This is a genomic window from Actinocorallia lasiicapitis (assembly GCF_054778695.1).
On record NZ_BAAGZI010000183.1, the window covers coordinates 1 to 10,927 of the forward strand.

The window sequence follows — 10,927 nt, forward strand, 5'->3', positions numbered from 1 at the left end:
CGCTCAGGTTGAGCTGGCGGTCAAGCTCCTTGACCAGCGCGGGCTCAGCGGTGAGGTCGGCGCGGTCGTGACGGGCGCGTCGACGACGGCGTCGGAGGCGTCCGCGGACCAGCCGCTGACCTGCACCGACGCGGCCGTGGCGCTCCGCGACAGATAACTCCACACCGAAAGCGAGCCCTTACCGCTGATCCGCTGCGCGGAGGTGTCGGTGAGCGCGTGCTGCCAGCTCGCGGGCGGTGCGATGTCGTTCAGCCAGGCCCGGCTGGCGAGCGCCACCTTGTCGGCCCCGCTGATCTGGGCTTCCAGGACGAGCCTGGTCCCGGCGGACACCCGCACGGGCAGGGCCGCCTCACCGCCGAGCAGGGTTTCGGCGCCGCCGGGCGCGACCCGCGAGAACGACAGCCGCACGGAGCCGTCCGGCATGATCCTGGCCTTGGCGCGGTAGGAGCCTGCGCCGCCGGAACGCAGCGCGACCGCGAGGTAGACGGGCCCGCCGGCGGGCAGTTCGGGCAGCGCGAAGGTGAGCCGGGTGGTGACGTCGGACGCCGACACGGAGGTGAGCTGGCCGGTGAACGACGCTCCCGGCGCGGGCAGGGTGAGGGTTCCGGCGCCGCCGCCGACCTTGGCGCGCGAGGGGTCGCTGACGGTGTAGCCGCCGCCCTTGGGCGCGGACCCCCAGCCCTTGGCGACCTCGCGGGCGAAGGAGTCCGACACGATCTGGCTGCCGCCGCCGACGGTCACGAACTCGCGGATCGGGGAGAGCGCGACCACCAGCCCGCCGCCGAGGACGAGGACGGTGAGCCCGCCGCTGAACGCCGCGCCGCGCCGGATCCGCCGCATCGTCCGCCGCCTGGTCCGCGACGCCCCGGGCCGGGGCACCGGGACGAGCGCCGTGCCCGGCCGTTCGTCCTCCCGCTCCCACCACAGGGGTCCCTCGAAGGGGACGCCGCTCTCTTCTCCGGGCCTGTTCGTCGTACCGGGCATGGGGGTACCTCAGCGGGGTCGGCGAAGAACGGACGTTTCCCGTCCACTCTGGTTACAGCTGGCGGATACCGTACCGTTACTTCACAGTTTGAGGGAACCGCTCCACCGCGCGGCCTTGTGGCCGGTGCCGAACGTCGCGTTCAGGGACACCTTGCCGTACTTGGCGACAGGGATCACGAACGCGTACGACGCCTCCCTGACGCCCTGGGGCGCCACCTCGCCGAAGAAGTCGTTCACTTCGGCCGGGTAGGACGGGCTGGCCTTCTTCTTCCCGGCCCCGTACGCGGCGACGATCCGGGTGCCGTCGAGGTCGAGCGGCTGGCCGGACCGGTTGGTGAACCGCAGGGTGAAGACGGTGATCACCTGGCCCTTGACGTTGCCGGGCCCGTCCTCGCTGTTCACGATCTTCCGGATCTTGGTGATCCGCACCTCGATGCCGTCGGGGTAGGAGACCGGCTTCTTCAGCGACGGCGAGCCCTCGACCTTCTTCGCGCCCGGCACGGCCGGGGCGGTGGACGGCGCGAACGTCGAGGTCGGCGGCAGCCGTCCGGCCTGCGGGTCGGCGGTCTTGTCCGGCTTGCCGGCGGACGAGCAGCCGGAGACGGCGAGCACGAGGACCGCCCCGGCACAGATCAGACGGTTCATGAGACGGCCCTTCCGGCGATCAGTTCCCGCAGCGCGGTGCTGGAGGTGTGCGTGGTGTACGGGAAGTAGTGGACCCGCACGCCGACGGCGCCGAGGTCGTGTTCCAGCCGGTCGCCCTTGGGCGTGCCCTTCCAGTCGTCGCCCTTGAACAGGACGTCGAACCCGAGCCGCTGCCACATGACGAACTTGTCGCTGGACACGTCGACGACGGCCTCGTCCACGCAGGAGATGCTCCGGACGATCTCCAGGCGCTCCTCCAGCGGCACCGCCGCAGGGCGTCCCTTGGCCTGGCGCAGCACGTCGTCGGTGACGACGCCCGCGATCAGGTGGTCGCAGGAGGCGGCGGCCCGCCGCAGGATGTTGAGGTGCCCGATGTGAAAAAGGTCATACGCGCCGGGCACGTAGCCGACCACCCGCCCGCTCACGCGTTCACCTCGGCGGAGGCCGGAGCGGGCACGCGGGGGGCGTCGAGCGCGGCGACCTCCCGGTACCACTTGACCAGCGCGGCCGCCAGGAACAGGGCGTTCCCGGCGAACATCAGCCCGTAGACCACTTCGAACACCGAGGGCGCGCCGAGCAGCAGGAACGCCACGCACAGCACTCCGTAGTCGGTGGGGATCACCAGCAGCGATTTGAGCGCCGACGCCTTGACGCCGGGCGCGGGCGCGGTGCCGGCCTGCCGCCGCAGCTGGTCGTTGAGGATCATCGCGAAGAACATGACGGCGGCGACGACGCTCCAGCCGAGCGGGACGAGCAGCCGCCAGTCCTGCTCAGGTTCGAGGAACCGGAAGTAGGAGATCAGCACCGCGGCGTGCAGGCTGGAGATCTTCAACGAGTCGATCATGTGGTCGAGCCATTCGCCGGACTTCGATCCGCCGCCCCGCAGCCGGGCGAGCTGGCCGTCGGCGGCGTCGAGCGCGTAGCCGATCACCAGGCAGAGGCTGACGGCGACGGCCATCGCCCAGCCGGGCGGCACCAGCGCGATCAGTGCGATGCCGGCGAAGGAGAACAGCCCGGACACGGCCGTCACCTGGTTGGGGGTGCGGCCGAGGGTGAAGGCGGCGGCGGCGAACACCCGGCCGAGCTTGCGGTTGACGAACCGCGAGTAGGCGGGGGCGCCCTTGTTGGACTTCTGGGCCGCGCCGAGGTCGCGCAGCGCCGTGCGGAAGGTGCTCATCGGGCGGTTCACGCCACCGAGGAGGTGCCGGCGGGGGCGTCGAGGCCCAGCGCGCGGCGCACTCTGCCGCTGGCGGTCTCCCGCAGCCCGTCGAGGACGATCACGTGCACTCCTTCAGGGACGTCCAGTTCGCGCCCGGCGGGCAGGATCACGACGCCGTAGGGCTCCGCCGGCAGCTCCCACCGGTCCAGCTCGACAACGTCGTCGACGTAACGCACATTCCGCACGATCTCGGCACGTTCGGTGAACGGCACATGGCAGTAGCCGAGCTCGTCGTTCCCCACGCCGACGACCAGCCGGTCGCACTGCTGTTTGGCGCGGGAGAGAAAATCAAGATCGCCGATTTGGAAAAGATCAAAAAGCCCGGAGGTGAAACCGACCAGCTCCGACAAGGCCCGCTCCTAGGGACTCAATCGCGAACATTGCCCCATGTCCGCAGGCCAGGGATGTTAGCAGTTGCGTGAACTGTGATGAAATCGGTAGTTACGGTCTCATTAAGATGGGACGTTCCTCTCGTTAAGCCTGGCTACCATTCCTCAGCCGCGTGTCGTATGCGGCTTCTGATGAGGGATGTGCGAGTTGAGACGGTTTGTACTCAGCCGTGCCGGGAGCAGAGCCTCCCTGGCCGCAGCCACAGGTGTGTTGTTGATCTTCACTGGCACCTCGGCTGTCACCACACCGGCCACCGCGGACACCGACCCGCCCGCGGGCACCCCGGTGACCCTGGCCGCGGACGCCCTGCCCACCTGGCAGATCAACGGCGTCATCTGGAGTGCGGTGACGGTGGGGAACACCGTCTACGCGACCGGCGCGTTCACCAAGGCACGCCCGCCGGGCACCAACGAGGGCGACGTCAACGAGGTGGACCGCGCGAACATCGTCGCGATCAACCTCACCACCGGAGGGCTGATCACCTCCTTCGACCACGCGCTGAACGCGCAGGGCCTGCGGATCACGGCCACCCCCGACGGCTCCAAGGTGATCGTCGGCGGCGAGTTCACCACCGTCGACGGGCAGCCGCGCAACCACATCGCGGCGTTCGACACCGCGACCGGCGCGCTCGACCCGGTGTTCAAGCCGGACGTCAGCGGCGTGATCAGGGCGCTCGCCGCGACCAACACCACCGTCTACTTCGGCGGCAACTTCTTCTCGATCGTCGACCCGGTCAACCCCGACGGCCGCACCCGGCTGGGCGCCGCCGACGTCGCGACGGGCGCGCCCCAGGGGTGGGCGCCGTCCGCCGACGACGGCGAGGTCACCGCGATGGCCGTCACGGAGGACGGCTCCCGGGTGATCGTCGGAGGCAAGTTCCAGAGCCTCAACGGGGCGACCAAGGTCGGGGTCGGCGCGATCGACGCCGCGACCGGCGCCACCGCCACCTGGACGAGCACCCCGACCCCGCCGAAGTCCGGTAGCGGCCAGTGGTCCTACCCGACCGAGTTCAAGGTCCAGGGCAACACCGTCTACGCCTCCAACGAGGGCAACGGCGGCCACTGGTTCGACGGCCGCTGGGCGGCCAAGGCCGACACCGGCGACCTGATCTGGCTCGACAACTGCTACGGCGCGACCTACGGCATCCACCCCGACCCGGCGGGCGAGGTGGTCTACAGCGTCGGGCACGCCCACGACTGCGCGTCGCTGGGCGCGTTCCCGGAGACCAGCCCGCAGACCTGGCAGCGGACCCTCGCGGAGACCACCGCGGTCAAGGGCACCGACAAGTCGGCGCCGAGCAACAACAGCTCCTATTCGGGCCAGCCGATCCCCGGCCTGCTCCAGTGGTACCCGCTGGTCTCGCTCGGCACCTACACCGGCCAGGAGCAGGGCGCCTGGACGGTCACCGGCAACGCCGACTACCTGTTCGAGGGCGGCGAGTTCCCGCGCGTCAACGGGGTCAAGCAGCAGGGCATGGTGCGGTTCGCGGTCAAGAACAAGGCCCCGAACAAGATCGGCCCGGTGTTCGTGCCGGCCGCTCCGACCGTCACGGCGCTGCCGGGCGGCCGGCTGAGCGTCCGCTGGCAGTCGAGCTGGGACCGGGACAACGCCAAGCTCCGCTACGAGGTGCTCCGCGACGAGGAGACCACCCCGATCGGCGTGCTCAACGGCGAGTCCAACTTCTGGACCCTGCCGACGCTCGGCTTCGTCGACCAGGGTCTGGCCGCGGGCAGCAGCCACACCTACAAGATCAGGATCAGCGACTCCTATGGCAACAAGGTCACCACGGACGCCTCGGCCCCGGTCAACGCGCTGGGCGGGACGATCTCCGGTTACGCCAGCTCGGTGATCTCCGGCGGGGCGCTGCACTACTGGCGGCTCGGCGAGTCCAGCGGGACGACCGGCCTGGACTGGGCGGGCGGCAACCAGCTCACGCTGGGCAGCGGCGTGTCCCGCAACCAGAACGGCGCGATCAGCGGCGACACCGACAAGGCGACCGGCTTCAACGGGCTGAGCAGCGGCAACGGCCGCAGCGGCCTCACGGCGGGCCCGAACACCTTCACGGTCGAGGCGTGGGTCAAGACCGGCTCGGGGCTCGGCGGCAAGATCGTCGGGTTCGGTGACAAGACGTCGGGCGACAGCGCGAGCTACGACCGGCACCTGTACATGAACAACAGCGGGAAGATCACGTTCGGGGTCTACCCGGGCCAGGTCAAGTCGGTGACGACCCCCGCGTCGTACAACAACAACGCCTGGCACCACGTGGTCGGCACGCTCGACGGCTCCGGCATGAAGCTCTACGTCGACGGCGCGCTGCGGGCCTCGGACGCCTCGGCGACCAGCGCCCAGGCCTACAACGGCTACTGGCGGATCGGCGGCGACAACCTGAGCGGCTGGCCGAACGCCGGCTCGTCGAAGTACCTGAACGGCACGATCGACGACGTCGCGATCTACCCGAACGCGCTGGCCGCGGGCGTCATCAGCCAGCACTACGCGGTCGGTTCGGGCGCGCAGGCCCCCAACCAGCTCCCGACGGCGGCGCAGACCTCGTCCTGCACGTTCCTGGAGTGCGCGTTCGACGCGTCGGGCTCGACCGACCCCGACGGCTCGATCGTCTCCTACGCCTGGGACTTCGGTGACGGCTCCACCGGCACCGGCGCGACGCCGTCGCACACCTTCCCGGCGGGCGGCACCTACAACGTCCAGGTGACGGTCACCGACGACAAGGGCGGCACGAACGGGAAGCTGAAGACGGTCACCGTCAACGCGCCGAGCCTGGCGACGGACGGGTTCGGCCGCAGCGTGGTCAACGGGCTGGGCAACGCCGATCTCGGCGGCGCCTGGACGGCGACGGGCACCGCCGCGAACCTGTCGGCGGACGGCACGTCGGCGCTGATCGCGCTGCCCACGCTGAGCGCGGGCCCCGGCGCCTACCTCAACACCCTGTCCTCCGATGACGCCCTGGTCTCGGCGAAGGTCTCCAGCGACAAGGTCGGCACCGGCAACGGCGCCTACTTCTGGCTGGCGGCCCGCAGGATCGCGGGCGCGGGCGAGTACCGGGCCAGGGTCAGGTTCCGGCCGAGCGGCGTGGTCTCGCTCCAGCTCAGCCGGACGGACGCGGCCAACGCCGAGACGGCGATCGGCAGCGAGCTGACGGTGGCGGGCCTGACCTACGCGCCGGGCACGGTGCTGAACGTCAAGGTGCTGGCCACCGGCACGGCGCCGACCGAGCTCAAGGCGAAGGTGTGGGCCGAGGGTTCGGCCGAGCCCGACTGGCAGCTCAGCACCACCGACGGCACGGCCGCCCTCCAGGCGGCGGGCTCGGTGGGTCTGCGGACCTTCCTGTCGGGGTCGACCACCAACGCTCCGATCACGCTGACGGTCGACGACTTCAGCGCGGTGCGCACCCACCCGTGAACCGGGGCGGGGGGAGGGGCCGTACGGGCGAAAACGGCCCCTCCCCCCGCTTTCTCGTGGTGTAGCGGGGATCTCACTGTCCGGATGAGGCCGCAGGTCATTCGGGGGGACAGTGCGAATCCGTTTCACTTCACGTGGTAAGAAATTTACCGGGCGTTTAGCTGGGTTTTGTGGGGGTGTTGGAGAGTTGTCGGTATTTGAGGCGGGGGTGTCGACACCCGCTCTCGGACGGAGAACCGAGAGCGTCGGAGTCTGGACGAGCACCTACATCGCGATGGCCCTGGCCATCGACTTCCTGTCGGTCTTCCTCGGCGGGCTGCTGGCGTTCTGCCTGCGGTTCTCCTGGGACGCGGGCGCGGACACCATGCCGTACGCGCTCTTCACCTGCGGGCTGCCGTTCCTGTGGCTGCTCGCCCTGCGCTTCTGCGGCGCCTACGGCCGGAACCTGATCGGGGTCGGCTCCGAGGAGTTCCGCCGCGTCTTCAACGCCGGTTTCGTGTTGATCTCCTCGGTCGCGATCCTCGCCTACGCCCTCCAGGTCAACGTCGCCCGCGGGTACGTGATCATGGCGTTGCCGTTCGCGACGGTCCTCGACCTCGCCGCCCGCTACCTGCTGCGCAAACGGCTCCACGCCCGCCGCGCCGCGGGCGAATGCATGAGACGCATGATCGTGGCCGGGCACCGCGACGGCGTCGCCGAACTCATCCTCCAGCTCCGCCGCGAACCCCACCACGGGATGCTGCCCGTCGGGGCCTGCACCGTGGACGGCACCCTCGAGATCACCCCGGACGGCACTCCGGACGGCGACGCAGGCCCCGAGCTGATCGAGGGCGTCCCCGTTCACGGCGGGCTCGGTGACGTGGCGATGGCCATGGAACTGGTCGGCGCCGACACCGTCGCCGTCCTGTCCTGCCCCGAAATGGACGGGATCGCGCTGCGCCGCCTCGCCTGGCAGCTCGAGCAGAGCGGCACCGACCTCGTGGTCGCGCCCGCGCTGATGGACGTCGCGGGCCCCCGGATCAGCATCCGGCCGGTCGCGGGGCTGCCGCTGCTGCACGTCGATCATCCGGAGCTGGCCGGCAGCAGGCATCTGCTGAAGGCGGCGTTCGACCGGAGCGTCGCGCTCGCGGTGCTGCTGCTGGTCGGCCCGCTGATGGGGGCGGTCGCGCTGGCGATCCGCCTCACCAGCCAGGGCGACGCCCTGTTCCGGCAGGTCAGGGTGGGCCGCAACGGCCGGGAGTTCGTCGTCCTGAAGTTCCGGACCATGGTCGAGAACGCCGAGGCGCTCAAACAGGACCTGATCAACGAGAGTGAAGGCGGCCTGTTCAAGATCCGGCAGGATCCGCGGATCACGAAGGTCGGCGCGTTCCTGCGCCGCCACTCCCTGGACGAGCTGCCGCAGCTGTTCAACGTGCTGCGCGGCGACATGTCCCTGGTGGGCCCGCGGCCGCCGCTGCTGGAGGAGGTCGCCTCCTACGGGGACGGCGACGTGCGCCGCCGGCTCGTCGTCAAACCGGGTATGACGGGCTTGTGGCAGGTCAGCGGCCGTTCCGATCTCTCCTGGGAGGAATCGGTCCGGCTCGATCTGCGTTATGTGGAGAACTGGTCACTCGCCCTCGATCTGCAGATCATGTGGAAGACGTGGTCGGCCGTCATCAAGGGTTCGGGGGCTTACTAATGAAGGCGCTGGTCCTGGCGGGCGGAGCGGGTTCACGGCTCCGTCCGATCACGCACACCTCGGCGAAGCAGCTCGTGCCGGTCGCCAACAAGCCCGTGCTGTTCTACGGGCTCGAGGCGATCGCGGCGGCGGGGGTCCGCGAGGTCGGGATCGTGGTCGGCGACACCGCCGCCGAGATCGAGGCCGCGGTCGGCGACGGCTCCCGCTTCGGCCTGGACGTCACCTATCTGCGGCAGGACGCCCCGCGCGGCCTCGCCCACGGAGTGATGATCGCCAGGGAGTTCCTCGGCGACTCCGATTTCGTGATGTACCTGGGCGACAACTTCATCGTCGGCGGGATCGCGGAGATCGTGGCGCAGTTCCAGGCCGACGGGCCCGCCGCGCAGATCATGCTGACGCGGGTGTCGGACCCGCGGGCGTTCGGCGTGGCCGTCCTCGGCGAGGACGGCGGCGTCATCGGGCTGGAGGAGAAGCCGGCGGAGCCCAAGAGCGATCTCGCGCTCGTCGGGGTGTACCTGTTCGGGCCCGCCATCCATGACGCGGTCGCCGAGCTCAAGCCGTCGTGGCGCGGCGAACTGGAGATCACCGACGCGATCCAGTGGCTCATCGACGCCGGGCTCCCGGTCCGTTCCAGCACGATCACCGGGTACTGGAAGGACACCGGCAACGTCACCGACATGCTGGAGGTCAACCGGCTCGTCCTGGAGAGCCTGGAGCCGTCCCGGGACGGCGAGGTCACCGATTCGGAGCTGATCGGCAGGGTCGCGGTCGGCCCCGGCGCGGTGATCAGGGGTTCGCGGATCGTCGGGCCTGCCGTGATCGGCCCCGGCACCGTCGTCGAGAACTCCTATGTCGGCCCGTTCACCTCGATCGACGCCGACTGCCGGATCACCGACAGCGAGATCGAGTACTCGATCGTCCTGACCGGCGCGTCCATCGCGGGGGTGGGGCGCGTCGAATGCTCACTGATCGGCAGGCACGCCGAGGTGACCCCGGCTCCGCGCGTGCCGCGCGCCCACCGTCTCGTCCTCGGCGACCACAGTAAGGTCCAGATCTCCTCATGACCAAGCGCACCCGCATGACCAAGCGCATCCTGGTGACCGGCGGCGCCGGTTTCATCGGTTCCGAGTACGTCCGCTCCCTGGTCTCCGGCGCCCACGGCCCGGCGCCGGAGGTGACGGTGCTCGACAAGCTCACCTACGCGGGCAACCTCGCCAACCTGGAGCCCGTCGCGGGCGGTTTCACGTTCGTGAAGGGCGACATCTGCGACGCGGAGCTGCTCGCCGAGGTCGTCCCCGGCCATGACGTGGTGCTGAACTTCGCGGCCGAGTCGCACGTCGACCGGTCGATCGCCAGCGCGGGGGAGTTCGTCAGGACCAACGTGCTCGGGGTGCAGACCCTGATGCAGGCGTGTCTGGACGCCGCCACCCCCAAGATCGTCCAGGTCTCGACCGACGAGGTGTACGGCAGCGTCGAGACGGGCTCGTGGGACGAGTCGTCGCCGCTGGAGCCGAACTCGCCGTACTCGGCGGCCAAGGCGGGCGGCGACCTCATCGCCCGCGCCTACGCCCGCACCCACGGCCTGCCGGTCAGCATCACCCGCTGCGGCAACAACTACGGGCCGTTCCAGTTCCCCGAGAAGGTCATCCCGCTGTTCATCACGAACCTGCTGGACGGCCTGGACGTCCCCCTGTACGGCGACGGCGGCAACGTCCGCGACTGGATCCACGCCGCCGACCACTGCCGCGGCATCCGGCTGGTCGCGGAGCGGGGCGTTCCGGGTGAGACCTACCACATCGCGGGGACGGCGGAGCTGACCAACAAGGAGCTGACCGGGCATCTCCTGGACGCTCTGGGCGCGGACTGGAGCCGGGTGACCCCGGTCGCCGACCGCAAGGGCCACGACCGCCGCTACTCCCTCGACGACGCCAAGCTTCGCGCTCTCGGCTACCGGCCGGAGATCTCCTTCGCGGACGGGCTGGCCGAGACCGTCGCCTGGTACCGGGAGAACCGGGCCTGGTGGGAGCCGCTCAAGCGGGGGTGAGCACCGGGTCCTCGCGCCGCAGCAGCCACCAGAGCAGCACGGCGGTGCCGAGGCCGCCCGCGCTCAGGCAGTAGGGGGCGGCCCAGGCGAGCCCGCCGTCGGCGGCCAGTAGGACGGCCAGGACGGCCAGTCCGGCCGCCATCTCCGCCGATCTGATCAGGAACACCAGCCGGGACTGCTTGCGGGCGGTCGCGAGGCTCGACAGCGGCAGGGTTCCGGCGAACACCACGGTGTACAGGGCCCAGCCGCCGAGCGCGGCGGTGTCGATCGCGAACTCGCCGCCGGTGAGGGCGGGCCCGAGCGGCCCGGCCAGCGGCAGGCAGAGCAGTGCGATCACCAGGGTGATCCCGCCGAGGGTGAGCCCGGCCTTGACCGCGGCCCGGACGGGCAGCGGACGCCCCTCCTTCTGCGCTTTGGCGAAGTCGCCGAGGAAGAAGGTGCCCGCGCCGTTGGCGACGGTCTGCGCGGGGGCCAGCAGCAGCCGGGCCGCCTCGATCGCGCCGAGCGCCTGCCGGGAGGCGAACACGGCGACCAGGGTGCGGGCCAGCAG

The 10,927-nt window shown here is 70.5% G+C and carries 10 protein-coding genes; 4 read left to right on the forward strand and 6 right to left on the reverse strand.

All coding sequences use genetic code 11. From position 1 onward, the window contains the following. Positions 1 to 3: 3 nt before the first annotated feature. The 5 genes from ACYVE7_RS19885 to ACYVE7_RS19905 all read right to left on the reverse strand — a co-directional run bounded on the left by ACYVE7_RS19885 (position 4) and on the right by ACYVE7_RS19905 (position 3,198). Entirely contained in the window at positions 4 to 984 is a 981-nt protein-coding gene (locus tag ACYVE7_RS19885) for a hypothetical protein (protein ID WP_460366457.1), read from the reverse strand. A gap of 81 nt (positions 985 to 1,065) precedes the next feature. Next, entirely contained in the window at positions 1,066 to 1,629 is a 564-nt protein-coding gene (locus tag ACYVE7_RS19890; RefSeq protein WP_460366458.1) for a hypothetical protein, read from the reverse strand. After that, positions 1,626 to 2,054 (reverse strand): adenylyltransferase/cytidyltransferase family protein, encoded by a 429-nt coding sequence (locus ACYVE7_RS19895; RefSeq protein WP_460366459.1) that lies wholly within the window; start codon positions 2,052 to 2,054, stop codon positions 1,626 to 1,628. The genes ACYVE7_RS19890 and ACYVE7_RS19895 overlap by 4 nt, the downstream gene beginning before the upstream one ends. Continuing rightward, positions 2,051 to 2,806, reverse strand: coding sequence for a CDP-alcohol phosphatidyltransferase family protein (locus ACYVE7_RS19900; RefSeq protein WP_460366460.1), 756 nt, complete (start codon positions 2,804 to 2,806; stop codon positions 2,051 to 2,053). The genes ACYVE7_RS19895 and ACYVE7_RS19900 overlap by 4 nt, the downstream gene beginning before the upstream one ends. 8 nt (positions 2,807 to 2,814) lie before the next feature. Next, positions 2,815 to 3,198, reverse strand: a complete 384-nt coding sequence (locus ACYVE7_RS19905) for an adenylyltransferase/cytidyltransferase family protein (protein ID WP_460366461.1) — start codon at positions 3,196 to 3,198, stop codon at positions 2,815 to 2,817. A 250-nt stretch (positions 3,199 to 3,448) separates the two neighbouring features. Between ACYVE7_RS19905 and ACYVE7_RS19910 the strand changes: the two genes are divergently transcribed. From ACYVE7_RS19910 to rfbB, 4 genes are all read left to right on the forward strand, one after another. Then, a complete protein-coding gene (locus ACYVE7_RS19910; RefSeq protein ID WP_460366462.1) occupies positions 3,449 to 6,655 on the forward strand; it encodes a LamG-like jellyroll fold domain-containing protein in 3,207 nt (1,068 codons plus the stop codon). Positions 6,656 to 6,929: 274 nt separating this feature from the next. Next, on the forward strand, positions 6,930 to 8,333 hold the full coding sequence (locus ACYVE7_RS19915) for a sugar transferase (RefSeq protein WP_460366466.1): 1,404 nt from the start codon (positions 6,930 to 6,932) through the stop codon (positions 8,331 to 8,333). Continuing rightward, positions 8,333 to 9,397, forward strand: a complete 1,065-nt coding sequence (locus tag ACYVE7_RS19920) for a glucose-1-phosphate thymidylyltransferase (RefSeq protein ID WP_460366463.1) — start codon at positions 8,333 to 8,335, stop codon at positions 9,395 to 9,397. The genes ACYVE7_RS19915 and ACYVE7_RS19920 overlap by 1 nt, the downstream gene beginning before the upstream one ends. Then, positions 9,394 to 10,377 carry a dTDP-glucose 4,6-dehydratase gene (rfbB, locus tag ACYVE7_RS19925; protein ID WP_460366464.1) on the forward strand — a complete coding sequence of 328 codons (984 nt, stop codon included), beginning with the start codon at positions 9,394 to 9,396 and terminating at the stop codon, positions 10,375 to 10,377. Before ACYVE7_RS19920 ends, rfbB begins: the two co-directional genes overlap by 4 nt. Here rfbB and ACYVE7_RS19930 read toward each other — a convergent pair. Then, a partial coding sequence (locus ACYVE7_RS19930; RefSeq protein WP_460366465.1) for a hypothetical protein occupies positions 10,364 to 10,927 on the reverse strand: 564 nt, incomplete at its 5' end. The genes rfbB and ACYVE7_RS19930 overlap by 14 nt on opposite strands.